General features: G+C 40.9%; 18 protein-coding genes. 14 read left to right on the top strand and 4 right to left on the bottom strand.

Features of this window, described 5'->3' with window-relative positions; all coding sequences use genetic code 11:
- Positions 1-827: 827 nt before the first annotated feature.
- Positions 828-1313 carry an allophycocyanin subunit alpha-B gene (locus ACM5QX_RS14825; RefSeq protein WP_010997797.1) on the bottom strand — a complete coding sequence of 162 codons (486 nt, stop codon included), beginning with the start codon at positions 1311-1313 and terminating at the stop codon, positions 828-830.
- Between the two features lie 119 nt (positions 1314-1432).
- On the opposite strand from ACM5QX_RS14825, the gene rlmD reads away from it, so the two are divergent.
- A complete protein-coding gene (gene rlmD, locus ACM5QX_RS14820; RefSeq protein ID WP_414754211.1) occupies positions 1433-2815 on the top strand; it encodes a 23S rRNA (uracil(1939)-C(5))-methyltransferase RlmD in 1383 nt (460 codons plus the stop codon).
- Between the two features lie 407 nt (positions 2816-3222).
- Positions 3223-3672 (top strand): ATP-binding protein, encoded by a 450-nt coding sequence (locus ACM5QX_RS14815; protein WP_010997799.1) that lies wholly within the window; start codon positions 3223-3225, stop codon positions 3670-3672.
- A 50-nt stretch (positions 3673-3722) separates the two neighbouring features.
- Here the strand turns inward: ACM5QX_RS14815 and ACM5QX_RS14810 are convergent, their stop codons facing one another.
- On the bottom strand, positions 3723-4019 hold the full coding sequence (locus ACM5QX_RS14810) for a DUF6439 family protein (protein WP_414754210.1): 297 nt from the start codon (positions 4017-4019) through the stop codon (positions 3723-3725).
- A gap of 89 nt (positions 4020-4108) precedes the next feature.
- Between ACM5QX_RS14810 and ACM5QX_RS14805 the strand changes: the two genes are divergently transcribed.
- The 3 genes from ACM5QX_RS14805 to ACM5QX_RS14795 all read left to right on the top strand — a co-directional run bounded on the left by ACM5QX_RS14805 (position 4109) and on the right by ACM5QX_RS14795 (position 8732).
- On the top strand, positions 4109-4471 hold the full coding sequence (locus ACM5QX_RS14805) for a hypothetical protein (protein ID WP_190567310.1): 363 nt from the start codon (positions 4109-4111) through the stop codon (positions 4469-4471).
- Positions 4472-4473: 2 nt separating this feature from the next.
- Positions 4474-5865, top strand: coding sequence for an asparagine--tRNA ligase (asnS, locus tag ACM5QX_RS14800; protein WP_414754209.1), 1392 nt, complete (start codon positions 4474-4476; stop codon positions 5863-5865).
- Between the two features lie 995 nt (positions 5866-6860).
- Positions 6861-8732: a calcium-binding protein gene (locus tag ACM5QX_RS14795; RefSeq protein WP_414754208.1), complete on the top strand. Its 1872-nt coding sequence runs from the start codon at positions 6861-6863 to the stop codon at positions 8730-8732.
- Positions 8733-8910: 178 nt separating this feature from the next.
- On the opposite strand, the gene ACM5QX_RS14790 is transcribed toward ACM5QX_RS14795, so the two are convergent.
- Positions 8911-9588, bottom strand: a complete 678-nt coding sequence (locus ACM5QX_RS14790; protein ID WP_010997804.1) for a response regulator transcription factor — start codon at positions 9586-9588, stop codon at positions 8911-8913.
- 939 nt (positions 9589-10527) lie between these two features.
- On the opposite strand from ACM5QX_RS14790, the gene groES reads away from it, so the two are divergent.
- The 9 genes from groES to ACM5QX_RS14745 all read left to right on the top strand — a co-directional run bounded on the left by groES (position 10528) and on the right by ACM5QX_RS14745 (position 17246).
- Entirely contained in the window at positions 10528-10839 is a 312-nt protein-coding gene (gene groES / locus ACM5QX_RS14785) for a co-chaperone GroES (RefSeq protein WP_010997805.1), read from the top strand.
- A 95-nt stretch (positions 10840-10934) separates the two neighbouring features.
- A complete protein-coding gene (gene groL / locus ACM5QX_RS14780; protein WP_414754207.1) occupies positions 10935-12569 on the top strand; it encodes a chaperonin GroEL in 1635 nt (544 codons plus the stop codon).
- Positions 12570-12719: 150 nt separating this feature from the next.
- Positions 12720-13007 carry a hypothetical protein gene (locus tag ACM5QX_RS14775; protein WP_414754206.1) on the top strand — a complete coding sequence of 96 codons (288 nt, stop codon included), beginning with the start codon at positions 12720-12722 and terminating at the stop codon, positions 13005-13007.
- Positions 13008-13412 (top strand): PIN domain-containing protein, encoded by a 405-nt coding sequence (locus ACM5QX_RS14770; RefSeq protein ID WP_414754205.1) that lies wholly within the window; start codon positions 13008-13010, stop codon positions 13410-13412.
- Positions 13413-13505: 93 nt separating this feature from the next.
- The gene (locus ACM5QX_RS14765) at positions 13506-14444 is read left to right on the top strand and encodes an SPL family radical SAM protein (protein ID WP_414754204.1); all 939 of its coding nucleotides are present in this window, start codon (positions 13506-13508) and stop codon (positions 14442-14444) included.
- Positions 14437-15708 (top strand): photosystem II assembly protein, encoded by a 1272-nt coding sequence (locus ACM5QX_RS14760; RefSeq protein WP_414754203.1) that lies wholly within the window; start codon positions 14437-14439, stop codon positions 15706-15708. Before ACM5QX_RS14765 ends, ACM5QX_RS14760 begins: the two co-directional genes overlap by 8 nt.
- A 21-nt stretch (positions 15709-15729) precedes the next feature.
- Entirely contained in the window at positions 15730-16569 is an 840-nt protein-coding gene (locus tag ACM5QX_RS14755; protein WP_414754202.1) for an urease accessory protein UreD, read from the top strand.
- Positions 16570-16596: 27 nt separating this feature from the next.
- Positions 16597-16899: an urease subunit gamma gene (gene ureA / locus ACM5QX_RS14750; protein WP_414754201.1), complete on the top strand. Its 303-nt coding sequence runs from the start codon at positions 16597-16599 to the stop codon at positions 16897-16899.
- A 20-nt stretch (positions 16900-16919) separates the two neighbouring features.
- Positions 16920-17246: an urease subunit beta gene (locus ACM5QX_RS14745; RefSeq protein ID WP_414754200.1), complete on the top strand. Its 327-nt coding sequence runs from the start codon at positions 16920-16922 to the stop codon at positions 17244-17246.
- A gap of 17 nt (positions 17247-17263) precedes the next feature.
- Here ACM5QX_RS14745 and ACM5QX_RS14740 read toward each other — a convergent pair whose 3' ends face one another.
- Positions 17264-17641: a GxxExxY protein gene (locus ACM5QX_RS14740; protein ID WP_414754199.1), complete on the bottom strand. Its 378-nt coding sequence runs from the start codon at positions 17639-17641 to the stop codon at positions 17264-17266.
- Positions 17642-17728 lie beyond the last annotated feature (87 nt).

Genomic DNA, 17728 nt, shown 5'->3' with positions numbered 1-17728 from the left:
ACATTTATACACCCCAGAGTGCTGCGAGTCGGGAAACTACTTTAAATTTTCTCTCCATATAAAAATTTTCTGGTTTTGGCGTAACTCCACCGATAGAAGGATTTCAAAAGTATTTATCCGGATCTAGGATGAACGCAAAGCTCCTATAGTTAAGTCAATACATTCGTCAGACTCGCCGCTTCGCTATTTTTTTATTAAAAGAATAAATTTATTCTCGTAAATACAGGTTATTCAGAAAAATAATGTGATAACAATCACATAGGTCTATGATTAAGATCGCTTACGTATAATCTACTAGATGACAACATTTAAGTATTACTGAACTCTAGCCGAGTCATTAATAGGGAACACACTAATTGCCGACAGTCTTCTACAAGAAGTTGTCGGTTTTTTGTTTGGGAACTGTTGACCAATGATTAAATAAAAACTCCACCCACAAGGGGATAGAGTTTTGTCAGTAGTCAGTGGTGAGGCAGTGCGTTGGGCGGGTTCCCCGACTTGTAGCAACTGCCGAACCCGTAAGGGTCAGTAGTTAGTGGCAAAGATATGTAAAACCACTTCACTTGCGGGTTGGGATATTAGACCAGATCCTCTCAAAAACTGACAATTGTACAGACGCGATTAATCGCGTCTCTAACAACTGACACGCAAAGCGCAATAAAATTTCCCCACATCTGGTTGGTAACTTGACAGAGAGAGCTTGCCAGAGCCACTACCAAATGTGGGGAGGTTATGATCAAATGAGAATCTTATGGATTGATGAGGTTATTACCTAAGACTCAATTTAGTAAACCAGAAGCGCCCCTAAAACTAGCACAGGCTTTGTACTAGGACATTGCCTGAATGATGTAGTCAAAGTAAGGTGCAGCAGCAGCTGCGTCTTCTGAACTTAATAAATCAAGAGAGGCTTTTTTTAGAGAATTGATGGCTTCTACCATTCCGGGTACGGGAACGCCCAAAGAATTGTACATTTCCCGCACACCAATGATGCCGATTTTTTCGATTGGTTCTATGTCTCCAGCTAGTACGCCATAGGTAATTAGGCGTAAGTACCAGCCAAAGTCACGGATACACAACGCACGCTGACGTTCGCCATAAGCGTTGCCACCAGGTGCGATAAAATCAGGACGTTTCTGCCAAAGTTGTTTGGTGGCTTCCTGAACAATTTTCTTCTCGTTTTCCGCTAAGGTAGCGACGATTCTTGTTCTTTGGACACCAGTTTGTAAAAAATCACTGATGCTCTTGAGTTCGCCACTGCTGGGATAACGCAGTTCGTCGTCGGCTTGGAGAATAACTTGGCTAATTACAGTCATGATTATTTAAATCACGCGAAATATTATTTGCTAGTTTAACGAGTTGGAGGTACAGAAGTGAAGGGGCTGGTGGAATGGGGAGACAAACATAAGAAGTACGGACAATTGACAACTGACAAATGACTAAATCTACTTGGCATCAGGGTGAATTAATTGAAGTAGCGATCGCCGACTTGAGCGATACTGGTGATGGTGTGGGACGGTTTATGGAACGGGTGGTGTTTGTCCCAGATACTGTCCCAGGCGATCGCGTTTTGGTACGCTTACTACACGTCAAACCCAATTATGCCCACGGCAAAGTTCACCAGCTACTAGAACCATCCCCTCACCGCATTCGCCCCAGTTGTATTGTGGCTGACAAGTGCGGCGGTTGTCAGTGGCAACATATAGATTATGAATATCAGTTAATTGCTAAACGCCATCAAGTTATCCAAGCTTTACAACGCATTGGTGGTTTTGCTCAACCACCAGTAGATCCCGTATTGGTGACAGCCTCATCTTTAGGCTACCGCAATAAAGCTACCTATCCCCTCGATGTTTCTGCTACAGGTCAAGTACAAGCTGGTTACTATCAAAAAGGTAGCCATCATGTAGTTAACTTAAATCAATGCCCAGTCCAAGATCCCCGCTTAAATCCTTTACTAGCACAAGTTAAGCAAGATATCCAACAGCGTGGCTGGCCTATCTACGATGAAAAACGCCACCAAGGACAAATTCGCCATCTTGGTTTACGTATCGGTAGGCGCACAGGGGAAATTTTATTAACTTTAGTTGTCAAAGAAGGAAACTTACCAGGAATTGAACAGCAAGCCCAGGAATGGTTGCAGCGCTATCCCCAGTTGGTGGGTGTGTCCTTAAATCGTAATCCTGAACGCACCAATGCGATTTTTGGCAGAGAAACCAGATGTATTGCTGGGGTTCCCTATTTGCGAGAGATTTTTGCTGGATTGGAGTTTCAAGTCCGCCCCGATACCTTTTTTCAGGTTTTTACAGAAACCGCCGAAGCATTATTACAAGTAATTGAGTCACAACTAAATCTGCAAGGGCATGAGACCTTAATTGATGCCTACTGTGGCATTGGTACCTTAACCTTACCTTTATGTAAACAGGTACGCCAAGCTATAGGATTGGAATTGCAACCAGAAGCTGTACAACAGGCAATTGTCAATGCCCAACACAATGGTATTAATAATGTGGAATTTCAAGTGGGGGCTGTTGAGAAATTGCTGCCCAAGATGGGAATAATACCAGATGTGGTATTACTAGACCCGCCGCGTAAAGGGTGCGATCGCATTGTCATCGAATCTTTATTAGCATCGAAACCTGCCCGCATTGTTTACGTCAGCTGTAAAGTAGCCACTCTTGCTCGTGACCTCAAATTACTGTGTGCAGATGGAATATATACTATCCAACGTATCCAAAGCGCCGATTTTTTCCCCCAAACATCTCATGTGGAAGCTGCCGCTTTTCTTGTGCTATCACAGTCTGGTAAGGATAATTAGTCCTTGAGAAAAACTCAAATCTCAAATTTGTAGTCTATTGCATAGTAAAAATGCTAAGATCGAATTAACTTAAACATAGCAATGATTTTGTTAAAAAAATTAAAGTTGCATGGCTCCAATAACCCATGAATAAGATTGTTTAAAGTACAAATCGGCAACATTAAGACAATTACAAATCTATTGTAATTTGCCCCATTCTTAGCCTGCTAAAACTCTTAGCATATCACTCACAGCCGCTTTATGTATCAACAATCAAACCTCATAAACAGAGTCAATGCTCCCCAGCATTTTCAAAACTTAGTAATAAAGACGCAAGTTTGAAGGCAGTATGACCACCTCCATTTTTATCAGAGTGCCTGCAAAAGCAAACTGATGTCTAGCTAACTGAAAGCTATGGGGTTTCTCTCGTGATAACCATTTCGCTCCGTCCAGTTGGACGTTATTGGGGTACTATTAGTTTCGCCTCAACTCTCTATCTTTGTCCTATATTAGATTTATTGTTGGCGGAAATTCCCGCCAAACTACAAGCAGAACTGCGATTAGGGCTACAAGAAGCTTTAGTCAATGCAGCTAAACACGGCAACAACCTTGACCCAAGCAAAACAGTTGTAGTCCGTTTCTCCCTCATAGATAATCAGTATTGGTGGGTCATATCAGACCAGGGACAAGGCTTTAGCCCTATAACCAGTCATGAAGAAGATCCCACAGACTATTTACCACCCGATGAATCAGAAAACGGTAGAGGAATGTGTCTTCTGCACCAAATCTTTGACCAAGTAGAGTGGAATCGCAAAGGCACAGAATTGAGATTATGTAAACAAATGGAAAGCCGCCCCCGTCTATCTCTGCGGCGATAATTAAGGGAATGGGTATTGGGAACTAGGTATTGGGTAAATTATCCCAGTCCCTACTCTCCAGTCCCTAGTCCCTTATTTCCATGAGATGGACAGGGAGGGGCAGATATTGAACGATTTAACCAACCAACAGCTTGTTCTAGTCTAGCAAGAGCTTCCTGGGGTTGGTTTTTGAGCAAAAATACCATAGCGGCGGCTAATTGTTCACTAGCACGAGAATTGCGGTTAGACTTGAGGCGATGCCAATCGTCAGGTGAAATACTCAGTCTTTCCATGAGGGCTTGGGCTAGTTCCAAATCGCTAAACTCATGGAGTTGACTGGTTTGAGAAAGCTGGCTAGGTTGAGACATAATTGACAAGTGCTGAGTAATGAGTGCTGAGTCTAATGACTCCTTAAATATTGGCAGACTCGCTGTTAATCATAGTTTACTACTTGTCCATGAAGCCGCCAAAACAACCACAATCATCAGGGGAAAATCAAGAACCGCACTTTGAACAGGAGCTAGAGGAAGTAGAGCGATCGCTTTTGAGCTTAAAACAAAGGTATGATCAAGTAACGCGCGATCGTGAACAACAGGCACAATGGCAACAACGCCGTCAAGAATTACAGCACAATAAATACCAAACCCCAGAAATTAAAACAGAGTTACGACAAATCAAACAGCAACTGGAAATGCTAGAACTAAACTTAGAAAGCCAGTTGTTTTCTTGGCGTAGCCTGAAAAAACCTTTCTGGCAAGCCGTCCGCTTTGGTGGAATGGGCGTTATTATAGGCTGGATATTAAAGTCCTGTGCTGGGTAAATATGGTAAACCGACGAATTGCAGAAATATTGCGGAGTGGTCAACCTGATGAGTCTCTGGTAGTTCAAGGCTGGGTAAGAACGAAGCGTGAACTCAAGGGATTTGCTTTTATTGAAGTTAATGACGGCTCATCACTAGGTAATTTGCAAGTTGTCATCAATCAGGATTTGCCAGACTACGCAGTAATTGTCAAACAACTGAATACAGGTGCGTCAGTTGAAGTTAATGGCGTATTGGTGGCTTCCCAAGGAAAAGGACAGCGTATTGAATTAAAAGCCGAAGCAGTGAAAGTCTACGGTGAAGCTGACCCCGAAACTTATCCACTGCAAAAGAAACGCCACTCTTTTGAATTTTTACGCACAATTGGACATTTGCGATCGCGTACTAATTCCTTCGGTGCAGTCTTCCGTGTCCGTAATGCTTGTTCCGCCGCCATTCACCAATTCTTCCAAGAAAGGGGCTTTTTGTGGGTACACACCCCCATTATCACAGCCAGCGATTGTGAAGGCGCAGGGGAGTTATTTAGCGTCACCAGCCTGAATTTAAAGCAGATTCCCCGCACAGACAATCAAGGAATTGATTACAGCCAAGACTTTTTTGCTAAACCCACCTACTTAACAGTCAGTGGACAACTGGAAGCCGAAGTCATGGCGATGGCTTTTAGCAACGTCTACACCTTCGGCCCTACCTTCCGTGCAGAAAACTCCAACACTTCCCGCCACCTGGCAGAATTTTGGATGGTTGAGCCAGAAATGGCATTTTGCGATTTAGAAGGCGATATGGATTTAGCTGAGGCTTTTCTCAAACACATTTTTAATCATGTGTTGGAAAAATGCCCAGAAGACATGGAATTTTTCAATCAACGCATTGATAATACTGTCTTAGCAACAGCCGAAAATATTATTAATAATCAATTTGAGCGTTTAACTTACACCGATGCCATCAAACTTTTAGAAAAAGCTGATGTTAAATTTGAATATCCTGTAAGTTGGGGCTTAGATTTACAATCAGAACACGAACGTTACCTAGCAGAACAACTCTTCAAAAAGCCAGTCATCGTTACAGATTATCCCGCACAGATTAAAGCCTTTTATATGCGGTTGAGCGACGATGAAAAAACAGTCCGCGCGATGGATGTCCTTGCACCAAAAATTGGCGAAATCATCGGTGGTTCCCAAAGAGAAGAACGTTTAGATGTGTTGGAACGCCGAATATTAGCGCAAGGGATGCAGCCAGAAGATTTATGGTGGTATCTCGATTTACGTCGTTATGGTACTGTTCCTCACGCTGGCTTTGGTTTGGGTTTTGAGCGACTTGTGCAATTTATCACAGGAATGGGCAATATTCGGGATGTAATTCCCTTCCCCCGGACACCACAAAACGCTGAGTTTTAGTAGAGTCAGCTGTCAGATAATGCGATGTGCGACTGTCTTGATTCTTAATTTTGAATTTTGAATTGGTAGAATCTTGCTCCAATTCCTTACTAGGTAAGGGGTTGGTGGTTAGGGTTAAGAGAAAGTTGCACATCGCATAATATAAGTTTTATGAATGATATGTAAATATGTCTATACAACTATAGACTCATAAATAAATATACGGTATGAACTTAATTAGGTGTTCTGTGTATTCGTTTTGCTAAATTCTGAGCGAATTAGCTTAGTCTTAATCACCTTCTCATAACAGTTCCCAATTACATGAGGTATATCCTAACCTCTAATTTCTAGTGCGCGTTCTCAAAATTGAAAAGTGGGTTTGGTTCAGCGCATTACCACCTAACAAAACAATGTAAATATTGGGTTATCTTTCATCAGACGGTCATGAATTAAGAACCTAAGATGACTGAATATCCTTGATCCATTCATGGTTCAGTATACACTTGGCAGGATATATAAAAGAATTCAGCAATTAGCAGTCAAAACACCCTAATACCAAGCTAAACCTAACAGAATTAAAACACTTTGACTCTCTAGCTGAGAGTTATAAATTCCATACTTACTCTAGTTACAATCTGCTGTAAACATTTGTCCAAACAGCTAGATAAGTATTACCGTTAAGCCCATCAACAGGGTGAATACTCATACATAATTTGTCGTACCTAAAGCAATACCGTTCGGATAAGCAGCGGAGGCAGAGGAAGCAGAGGAGGCAGGGGAGGAAAGAAGTTTATTTTCATAATTTTTCTCTTCCCCTACTTCTGTTCTCCCCTTACTTCCCCTGCCTGTCTTAACCAAGAAATCCCTTAACCGAAACGTATTGGTACCTAAAGATGACATAAAACGTGCTGATTGTGCCAACTCTTAACTAATCATGAGTGCATCAAAACAGGACTAAATTGCCAATTTAGAACTTCAAAATAGCATACAGATTTGATTTACAGGGGGCCAAATTTATGACAATTATTTGTGGAACAAATAGCAATGACTATCTCTACGGTGGTGATGAGAGCGACACCATCAAAGGATTTGCGGGATACGACTATCTCTATGGCGGCTTAGGTGATGACTATCTATATGGCGGCTTAGATAATGACAAACTCTATGGCGGCTTGGGTAATGACAAACTTTATGGTGGTGAAGGTAATGACAATTTAAACGGAGAACAAGGTAATAATAGCCTCTACGGTGAAGCAGGCGATGATACTTTAGATGCAGGTAACTCTACTGGGAACAACCTTTTAGATGGTGGTGAGGGAAATGATGAAATTTACGCTTATAGTTCCAGTGGAAATAACACCCTCAAGGGTGGAGTGGGAAATGATATTTTAGATGTTCGCTTTTCTTATGGAAAGAATATCTTAGATGGTGGTTCTGGAAATGATCGGCTTGATGCTCGCTATTCCCAAGGAAACAATACCCTCCGGGGTGGAAGTGGAGACGATTATCTTGGAGTTGATTTGTCTGCTGGGAATAACGTTCTCGATGGAGGTGATGGAAATGATACCCTTAATATTAGTTATCAATGGAAAGGCAAAAATATAGTTTCAGGTGGAAACGGAAATGATATTTTTTATGCCTATGGAGTTCAGGGTTCTAACACTCTCAATGGTGGTAGCGGTGACGACTCTTTCTATATTAGTAGCCCAAGTGCAGACACAGTTGTACATCCCTTAGCAACTCAGACAGTTGATGGAGGGACAGGCTATGATTACTTGTGCATTGACTATAGTAGTGCGATCGCTGGCATCACCTCAAGTTTCAACACTACCACCAAGCAAGGTTTAATTACCGCCGACACCAATCAAGTCCGCTACAAAAATATCGAACAATTGAAAATCATAGGTACAGCCTATGATGACACTATTATTATCGACGGTAATCTTGATAATCAAATCTATAGTGGCGCAGGTAAGGACACTATCTCTGATTATGGCTATGGCTATGGCATTATCATTAACCCTAACAGCATAATTGATACAGGCTCTGGCGAAGACACCATCACTGCCAAGGGCGAACTCTACGGCATTACGAACAATGGCAAGATTGATACTGGCGCTGATAACGACACCATCACTGCCACAGGCAGATTCGACGGCATCTACAACACTAGCACTGGCAAAATTGATACAGGCTCTGGCGAAGACACCATCACTGCTAATAGCTACCGTTTACCCGCCATTGCAAATGATGGCAGGATAAATACTGGTGCGGACAAAGACATTATTATTGCTAATGCCTCAGCAGGTATCGGTATCGATAATAATGGCGAGATTGATACCGGAACTGGCGATGACAAAATTATTAGTAATGGCGCTGCCTTTGGCATCACTAACAACGCTAGCGGCAAGATCGAAATGGGAGATGGCAACGACACCATCGAAGCAAGTGGTGGCGCACAGTACGGTATCCAAAACAGTGGCAAGATCGAAATGGGAGATGGCAACGACACCATCATTGGAAATAGTCGAGGCTATGGCATCTATAACGATGGCATCATCCAACTCGGAAATGGCAATAATACAGTCTGTGCTTTAAACTCTTCTGACAATATTGGAAATTTCGGTGGCAATGGCAGTATATATTTTGGCAGTGGTGAAAATATTCTCAAAGGTTTTGGAACTGGTTATTTCTACGGCGGGTCTGGTAAAGACACATTGATATTATCTTCAGGAAGTTATACTGTAGGCTCTGCAACCGTCAATGGTAATACGTTTGTGACCTTCACATCCGGTGCTATCACTATGAACATAACAGGGTTTGAAGCCTTAACAATCGGTGACAACGCGTATAACTTTGCCTGTCTGCCTACTACTGTTATGGGTTAGCAGAGTGGTTTTTGTGATCCACTTTAGACCATGTAGACTAGAAATCGACGGGTTGGATATTTTTTATCTACAACAATTACCTGTGAGCCATTACCCATTACCAATCAAATAATTTAAGCTATCAGCTGTCAGCTGTCAGTTAATTTTTCAAAGCTGACGGCTGAATGCTGATAGCTATTTAAGCCATTTGATTTTCAATCGCCCACCGTGCTAGTTCGGTGCGGTTGTGGAGATTGGTTTTGCCCAACATATTGGACACATGGCTTTCAACGGTGCGCTGACTAACATTTAATTCTTCAGCAATTTCCCGGTTAGCTAGACCTCTAGCTACAAACTGCACTACCTTCAATTCAGTTGGGGTTAACTGCACATCGAAGGGAACCTGGATGCGAGAACCGTTTTCCCCGCCTTTGGCTTGGTGTTCCTTCCAACGGATAGTTTGTTTCAGTGAAGATTCTACTTGTGCTACGAGTTCTTCTGGTTCAAAAGGCTTGACCATATAAACATCTGCACCTTTGTTGAGACCTTTAACTCGGTCTGCACTTTGTCCTTTTGCTGATAGGAACAAAACAGGAATCCAACTGGTGCGTTCGTTTTGCCGGACTTGTTCTACAAAGGTATATCCGTCCATTTCTGGCATCATCACGTCACAGATGATCATATCTGGAACATCATGTTCGAGAATTTCCAGAGCTTCTCGTCCGTTTTCCGCCGTGATGACTTCATATCCTCTGAATTCCAAGTAGTCCTTCACCAGCAAGATGAGGTTAGGGTCATCATCAATCAATAGAAGTCGTTTGTGATCTTTCATGCTGGGCTCTTTCATAGCAGTGGCACTTGTCGCGCTTCGATCCATCAAGGTCTTGAATGGTTATCCTTTATGGTGGATTGTTGAGATGTTGTCATTTTTCCCACTTAAGTTGCCCTTTCTTCCTTGGAGTCTTAAAAGTGGTTTTCACTTTCGATGACACACCAGTGCATTGGCAATATTCTAGTAAGGATACGCAGAGCAATAGTATTATAATGCGCTATTATATATCCCTTTGAAAGTGGCGGGTGAAAATACACTGATTAAATAATAATCTTTCTAGTTCACAAGTAAGTATTGGCTTAAGATGACCCTAGCTGCAACACAACCCGCGTTTTCATCGGCTTACTGCTCTACAATACCCTTCTGATGTTCAGCCTTTGTTTAGATGTTCACAAGCAAGTAAGGGAGTTGTTGGCAAAGGATGGGTTAAAAATGCTGATTCTTGCGCCACCATTATGCCTACCAAGTGTTTTTGGACGATCCGCTCAATAACCTCCGGGTTTGCTTGGCGATACCAGACACTTCCGGTTAGACAACTATTATCGATCTAGAACAACAAACTAGCAAGCTATGAGCTTGAGTTTTGTTGCACTACATCACTGTATTGTTACTCATTGAGCGTCTCCCTGATTACTGTTCTATAACAATTTCCCCAGTTTGCAAATAAAGTTGTCCATATAAAAATATTCATTACTTACAGAAAAGAACCTGAAAAATACGAATAATTGAGTATTAGTACTTACGGGCTTGTCGATAAACGTATAGATGATGACTTATCAGTTGTAATTCGTAATACTCACCAAAAGCAAGAAGCTAGCTACTGAATTTGTAATTTTTAATGGAAAGCCTTCTAAACCACTACTCCCCACTCCCCAATTATTCTAGTTCGGAAACCCGTACACACGTAAATATTGCCATTGGGGACTATTCTTCGGTAGATTAGCACTCAGGAGTTGAGAGTGCTAACTCTGGAGAAATTAAAGTATGGCAGCAGTATCTCTAAGCGTATCCACCGTTAAACCTTTAGGCGATCGCGTTTTCGTAAAAGTGAGCGCCTCTGAAGAAAAGACCGCAGGTGGTTTGTATTTGCCCGACACCGCTAAGGAAAAACCCCAAGTAGGTGAAGTAGTTGCTCTTGGAGCAGGCAAACGGAATGACGACGGTAGCCGTCAAGAATTGGAAGTAAAAGTTGGCGATAAAGTGCTGTACTCCAAGTACGCTGGCACCGATGTCAAGCTGGGAACCGAAGAATACGTCCTACTTTCTGAAAAAGACATTCTAGCAGTCGTTGGCTAATGGGTAATAGGTAATAGGTAATCGCAACATCTATTTACCGAAGATCAAATTTCACGACACAAAACTTGATTTAACTTCCTGAGATTGAGACACCTATGGCAAAGCGCATTATCTACAACGAAAACGCTCGTCGCGCTCTAGAGCGAGGCATTGATATCCTGGCTGAGGCTGTAGCTGTTACCCTTGGCCCCAAAGGTCGTAACGTAGTATTAGAGAAAAAATTTGGTGCGCCGCAAATCGTTAATGACGGTGTAACCATCGCTAAAGAAATAGAATTAGAAGATCATATTGAAAACACTGGGGTTGCTTTGATTCGTCAAGCGGCTTCCAAAACCAACGATGCAGCAGGTGACGGTACAACCACTGCAACCGTTCTGGCTCACGCCATTGTGAAAGAAGGTTTGCGGAACGTAGCGGCTGGCGCTAACGCAATTCTGTTGAAGCGCGGTATTGATAAAGCTACCGGTTTCTTGGTTGACAGAATTAAAGAACACGCTCGTCCTGTAGAAGATTCTAAATCTATTGCTCAAGTTGGCTCAATCTCTGCTGGTAACGACGATGAAGTCGGTCAGATGATTGCCGAAGCAATGGACAAAGTAGGTAAGGAAGGCGTTATCTCTCTAGAAGAAGGTAAGTCTGTAACTACCGAATTGGAAATCACCGAAGGGATGCGCTTTGACAAAGGCTATATTTCCCCCTACTTCGCTACCGACCCAGAGCGGATGGAAGCGATTTTCGATGAGCCTTTCTTGTTGTTGACCGATAAGAAAATTGCTCTCGTCCAAGATTTAGTACCAGTTCTAGAGCAAGTAGCTCGTGCTGGTCGTCCTCTGGTGATTATCGCTGAAGATATTGAAAAAGAAGCTCTAGCAACCCTAGTAGTTAACCGTTTACGCGGTGTACTCAACGTAGCTGCTGTGAAGGCTCCTGGCTTTGGCGATCGCCGTAAGGCTATGCTAGAAGATATCGCTATCCTCACCGGCGGTCAACTAATCACCGAAGATGCTGGTCTGAAGCTAGAAAACACCAAGATAGACAGCTTGGGTAAAGCTCGCCGCATCACCATCACCAAAGACAGCACCACAATTGTTGCTGAAGGTAACGATGTTGCCGTCAAAGGTCGTGTAGAACAAATTCGTCGTCAAATGGAAGAAACAGAATCTTCCTACGACAAAGAAAAACTACAAGAGCGTCTGGCTAAACTTTCTGGTGGTGTAGCTGTAGTTAAAGTTGGTGCAGCTACCGAAACAGAAATGAAAGACAAGAAACTCCGCCTAGAAGACGCTATCAACGCTACCAAGGCGGCTGTAGAAGAAGGTATCGTTCCTGGTGGCGGTACCACCCTAGCTCACCTCACTCCTGAATTGGAAGCTTGGGCTAACAGCAACCTCAAAGATGAAGAGTTGACTGGTGCTTTGATTGTCGCTCGTGCATTACCCGCGCCTCTGAAGAGAATTGCAGAAAACGCTGGTCAAAACGGCGCTGTAATTGCTGAACGCGTCAAAGAAAAAGAATTCAACGTTGGTTTCAACGCTGCTACCAACGAATTCGTAGATATGTTCGGCGCTGGTATCGTTGACCCCGCGAAGGTAACACGTTCTGCACTGCAAAACGCTGCTTCCATCGCTGGAATGGTGTTGACAACCGAGTGCATCGTTGTTGACAAGCCAGAACCCAAGGATGCTGCTCCTGCTGGCGCTGGCGCTGGCGGCGGTGACTTCGATTACTAATATTCTGTAGTCAGTCAGATAAGTTAAAAAAAATAGCTGCTTCCCTAGTGGAGGTGGCTATTTTTTTGTCAACTCTTACCTTTCCAGAAAAATGGAAACTGCTAACATAAGATTTAAGCGACAGACATATTATTTTGAGGAGATTTAACTATGACTTTGATTAATCATCAACCTAATTCTCAAAAATTAACTGAAATTGTCGAAACCTTAATTGACAACAATCATATTTATAAGGAAAACTTAAATCAACAGGAAATGATCGAAATGATTAATCGCACTTTTGATCCGGCTGCTGTTCCTGATCTGGAAAGTATCTCTGAAGAAGAATTGACGAAACGGATTAAAAGAATTTTATCTTTACACCTAGTTTCAGGAATGCTAAATGACTTCACGCCAGAGCAAATGCAACTTTTTGACGAATCCGTAAAACGAGGTTAGATGGGTTATTTATTAGATACTAATATTGTTTCTGCATCACTAAAACAGAATTTCCAAATCAATTTAAAATTGCAAGAGGTAAGTAGATTAGAAATAGACATTTTGATTAGTGGAATAACTTACTATGAAATCCAAAGAGGACTTTTAAGAAGTAATGCCACTAAAAAATTAGCTTTATTTCAACAATTTTGCCAAGATTATCCTATTTTATTTTTAGATGATATCAAAATTTTTGAAAAAGCCTCAGAAATTCATGCTGATTTAACCAACAGAGGTCAAATTATTCAGGATGCGGATATTTTGATAGCTGCTACCGCTATAATTCATGATTTAACTTTAGTCTCTCATGATTCAGATTTAACTAGAGTGAAAGATTTACAGTTAGAAAATTGGCTAATTGATTAGTTTATTTTTTAAAGTCAAATAAAAGTGGGAATAATATCAAATAGGGTGAGTTAGAGCAATTTAACTTACTTTATATAGATATATAGATGAAAAATGATAAAACCAAGGTATGAAGGTTACTGCGACAGCGAACCGACAAAATTAGTTCGAGAAAAATTTGGTAACACTAACGTTTATGGACAAATAGCTAAATCTTTGCTAACAAAAGCAACAGGTTTTATTGCGGCTTATGATTTTACATTAAATCCTTATCGTGGTTGTCAATATGGTTGTAGTTATTGTTATGCTGCGGCTTTTAGTCCTAACAATAAAATGCGCCAAGATTGGGGTAATTGGGTAATTTTTAAAGAAAATTCTGAGGAGATATTGGCTAAGGAATTGCATAAATGGTATAAGCATAATCCTCAGATTCCTCCTCGAATTTACATGAGTAGCGTGACAGACCCTTATCAACCATTCGAGTCTAAGTATCAGCTAACTCGTAGGTTACTGGAAGTAATGCTTGATGTGAGAAATGATGGTCATCCTACACCAACTTTGGTTATTCAAACTCGCAGTCCAATTATCACCAGAGATATTGATTATTTACAACGGTTTCAGAGATTGCGAATTAATATGAGTATACCCACTGGAAGCGAATCAGTGAGAAAAGATTTTGAACCGAGATCGCCTAGTATTAAAGCTAGATTAAATGCCATTTATATCATTAAAAAAAGTATAGATTCTACCAAGGGGTTTGTTCCTAGAATTTCTATAACTATTACCCCTTTACTTCCTACTTTTATCAATGACGAAGCAGATTTTATTGATAGACTAGTTATTGCCGATAGAGTTGTAATTCAAGATTTTCATCCTAGTCATAGTAGCTCGCTCATCGCTTCAACACGTCAAGAAGTAATTACAATTAAGCAGAAATATGCTTGGTGGTATGATAGTGAAAAATCAAGCTACATTAAATTCAAAGAAAAATTAATTTCTCGGCTTCCTCATGTAGATATCAAAGAAGGTAAAGACGGATTTGGTTATGATTAATCCTATAGCAAATTGGTGGCGTAGTCAGCAGTTTAAATTAGCAGTAATTCGTGGAGATACAAGAAAATCATTACAAATATTACATGATATTCAAAAATCTGGTGCAAGATTTTCTTGGTTAGAGAAACTGTTTAGAGATAGAATTAAGTTTGAAAGATTATATCAAGAATATAAAGATAATAACAAAAATTTAAAAGAAAAGCAAGAGTCAAAAGCTAATTTAGGATTAATTCCAAATAAACAATTTATTGATTTCGTTTGCAAGGAGTTTAATTTAGTTAAACATGATCAATATAAGCTTCAATGTACAGGAATTCAAAAACATATATTTGAAGATTTGGAAGTAAATTTAGTTGAATACATTAATGATGAATTTAGTAGATTTTCCCAACAGAAACTAATGATAAAAATAGAAGATGCCATTGATGATATTGATGGCTTAAAAAAAGGGAAAGACCCAGACTACCGTTTTAGTCTGACACCCCATGTTTATTTTATGAAATACTTCTTAGATAATGTTTATTGTGTATATTTAGCTTGGTTTTTGATTTATCAAGATGGGCTAATAAATAATAAAATTAATATTCTTGATATTGCAGCAGGACCAGGAACAGTAGCTTATAGTTTAGCTTTACTTCTGCAAAGTATTAGTGAATTTACGCCTTTGCCACAAACTCATATATCTTATTATTCTTTAGAAAAACAAGATTCCTTTCAGTATCGTGGACTCCAGTTTTGGCGAAAATATATAGAGTCCCAAACCAAACCTATAAATACTTACTATCGCTTTGTGACTACTGATATTTTAAATTGGCAACAAAAACCTAGTAACTTGCCTGAAAATTTTTTTGATTTTATTGTCATTTCTCACTGCTTCTTTTCAGACCCAGATGTAAGGCTACAAGCACATAATACTTATAAACAAATATTTGAAACTGGATTAAATGAAGAAGGTTATGTCTTGCTAATTATTCAAGATAAGAAGTTATTCAAAATTTACAATTTAAAATTAAGAGAAGACCAAGAACAGGAAAAAAATACTGTAATTAAATTTGTTTCAGAATTAGGACTGAAACTAGTATGGTATCAATATTTAACTTCTAGAGATTCTAGGAATCCTTGTTCTGCTGTAAAATTTGCTCAATTTGCTGAACATAATCTGCCTAAACAAGTCTATATGACTCCACTTTTGCAAAAATACTTTGGTCAAAAGTATCAGTCAAGTTATACATTAGATGATTATGTAATTTTAGCAAAAAAATAATGTTAAATCGTATTAGGATAAATGGGTTTCAATCTACAAGCAATAAAAGGCTGGCATGGCAAACTTGATTTAGTTTATGCCGATCGCTCAAATTCTACCCAATTAATTTACAATCACCAGCAAGCACCGCTAAAGGTACAGCGTCCCTTTTATCCAGAAGGGGAAAAGGTCTGTCATAGCGTGATTTTGCATACGGCTGGGGGTGTGGTGGGAGGCGATCGCTTATCTTATAACCTCCATCTCCAACCCAACGCACAAGCTTTAATTACCACAGCCGCCGCCGGGAAGGTATATCGCAGCGAAGGCTTACAAGCCAGACAAACCATCGAGATAAAAATTGATGCGGGTGCTTGTTTAGAATGGCTACCGCAAGAAACAATTTTATTTAACGGGGCAATTTATCGCCAAGATTTACGGGTAGAATTAGCCACTGGCGCTAATTTTTTAGGCTGGGAAATTACGCGATTTGGTCGTAGTGCTAGAGGAGAGAAATTTTACCAAGGAGAATGGCGATCGCATACAGAAATTTGGCAACAAGGCGTTCCTTTGTGGATAGATCGTCAATGGCTACCAGGAAACGAAGCCGTTTTTCACAGTCCTCATGGTTTGGCTGGACAACCAATAGTAGGTAGTCTAGTTTGGTTGGGTAGTGCGGTTTCTACAGAAATCATCGCCAAAGTGCGAAATTTAGGGAATACTCAAGGCGAAGCAGGCGTTACTTCCTTAGAAAATGGATTTTTATGTAGATATCGTGGTGCTTCCACATCTGAGGTGAGAAACTGGTTTACGTCTGTTTGGCAATTGCTGCGAGTTGAGTTCTTCAGTCGTGGTAAATGTATACCCAGAGTGTGGCAAACTTAATTCGTAATTTCTAATTCCTAATTAATTATGCAGCTTACGCCACAAGAGAAAGATAAATTATTAATTTTTACAGCCGCTTTAGTAGCAGAGAGGCGCAAAAATAGGGGGGTAAAACTTAACTATCCAGAAGCCGTGGCGTATATTTCTGCGGCTATTTTAGAAGGTGCAAGAGATGGCAATACAGTAGCAGAATTGATGAGTTATGGCACAACTCTTTTATCACGAGATGAGGTGATGGAAGGTGTTGCGGAAATGGTGCATGAGGTACAAGTAGAAGCAACCTTTCCTGACGGGACAAAGTTGGTAACTGTGCATAATCCTATTCGTTAATTTAATAAATTTAATTAATTATGATTCCAGGGGAAATAATCACATCCGACGGGGAAATTGAATTAAATGCTGGTCGTGATACTGTGAAATTAAGTGTTGCGAATGCAGGCGATCGCCCTATACAAGTTGGTTCCCATTTTCACTTTTATGAAGTTAATCAGGCGTTAATTTTTGATAGGGAATTGGCCTTGGGAATGCGTTTAGATATTCCTGCGGGGACGGCGGTTAGGTTTGAACCTGGGGATGAGAAGGAAGTTAGTTTAGTTCCTTTGGTTGGGAGTCGTGAGGTTTATGGGTTTAATGGGAGGGTGAATGGGGAAATTAACGCAGAGGGGTGCGGAGGTTAGCGCAGAGGAACGCGGAGTTAGAGGTTGTTGGCTACGCGTTTGATGCCTTCTTTGAGGTGGAGGACGTTAAAGTTGAGGATGAGTCCGAGTTTGCAGTTTGTGAGTTTTAAATAAGTTAGAAGTTGTACTGCGTGAATGGGTTTGAGAGATTCTACAGATTTGATTTCAACAATTACTTTATTTTCTACTATTAAATCCAATCGATAAACACAATCTAATTCCACTTCCTTATACACAAGCGGTACAGGAATCTGTCTACCCACTCTCAGTCCCTCCCGCCTCAACTCATAAAACAAACACTCCTCATAAGCCGACTCCAACAACCCTGGCCCCAACACCGTATGCACCCTCATCCCACACCCAATTATCATCCCAGTCAAATCATTCTCCTCCATTCTCCTCTCCCCTCTGCGCTAACCACCCTGCGGGAAGCCGAAGCGTCTACAGCGCCCCTCTGCGTTTCAACTATAACCTCATTTATC

The sequence above is a fragment of the Anabaena sp. CCY 9910 genome, assembly GCF_963920875.1.
GTDB lineage: Bacteria > Cyanobacteriota > Cyanobacteriia > Cyanobacteriales > Nostocaceae > Trichormus > Trichormus variabilis.
The sequence above is the reverse complement of the archived record's forward strand: the minus strand, read 5'-3'. Positions and strand labels throughout refer to the sequence as shown.

Coding starts and splice junctions, on each gene's coding strand:
- ACM5QX_RS14825 (WP_010997797.1), bottom strand. CDS start 1,313: ATGACTGTAATTAGCCAAGTTATTCTCCAAGCCGACGACGAACTGCGT.
- rlmD (WP_414754211.1), top strand. CDS start 1,433: ATGACTAAATCTACTTGGCATCAGGGTGAATTAATTGAAGTAGCGATC.
- ACM5QX_RS14810 (WP_414754210.1), bottom strand. CDS start 4,019: ATGTCTCAACCTAGCCAGCTTTCTCAAACCAGTCAACTCCATGAGTTT.
- ACM5QX_RS14805 (WP_190567310.1), top strand. CDS start 4,109: ATGAAGCCGCCAAAACAACCACAATCATCAGGGGAAAATCAAGAACCG.
- asnS (WP_414754209.1), top strand. CDS start 4,474: ATGGTAAACCGACGAATTGCAGAAATATTGCGGAGTGGTCAACCTGAT.
- ACM5QX_RS14795 (WP_414754208.1), top strand. CDS start 6,861: ATGACAATTATTTGTGGAACAAATAGCAATGACTATCTCTACGGTGGT.
- ACM5QX_RS14790 (WP_010997804.1), bottom strand. CDS start 9,588: ATGGATCGAAGCGCGACAAGTGCCACTGCTATGAAAGAGCCCAGCATG.
- groES (WP_010997805.1), top strand. CDS start 10,528: ATGGCAGCAGTATCTCTAAGCGTATCCACCGTTAAACCTTTAGGCGAT.
- groL (WP_414754207.1), top strand. CDS start 10,935: ATGGCAAAGCGCATTATCTACAACGAAAACGCTCGTCGCGCTCTAGAG.
- ACM5QX_RS14775 (WP_414754206.1), top strand. CDS start 12,720: ATGACTTTGATTAATCATCAACCTAATTCTCAAAAATTAACTGAAATT.
- ACM5QX_RS14770 (WP_414754205.1), top strand. CDS start 13,008: ATGGGTTATTTATTAGATACTAATATTGTTTCTGCATCACTAAAACAG.
- ACM5QX_RS14765 (WP_414754204.1), top strand. CDS start 13,506: ATGATAAAACCAAGGTATGAAGGTTACTGCGACAGCGAACCGACAAAA.
- ACM5QX_RS14760 (WP_414754203.1), top strand. CDS start 14,437: ATGATTAATCCTATAGCAAATTGGTGGCGTAGTCAGCAGTTTAAATTA.
- ACM5QX_RS14755 (WP_414754202.1), top strand. CDS start 15,730: ATGGGTTTCAATCTACAAGCAATAAAAGGCTGGCATGGCAAACTTGAT.
- ureA (WP_414754201.1), top strand. CDS start 16,597: ATGCAGCTTACGCCACAAGAGAAAGATAAATTATTAATTTTTACAGCC.
- ACM5QX_RS14745 (WP_414754200.1), top strand. CDS start 16,920: ATGATTCCAGGGGAAATAATCACATCCGACGGGGAAATTGAATTAAAT.
- ACM5QX_RS14740 (WP_414754199.1), bottom strand. CDS start 17,641: ATGGAGGAGAATGATTTGACTGGGATGATAATTGGGTGTGGGATGAGG.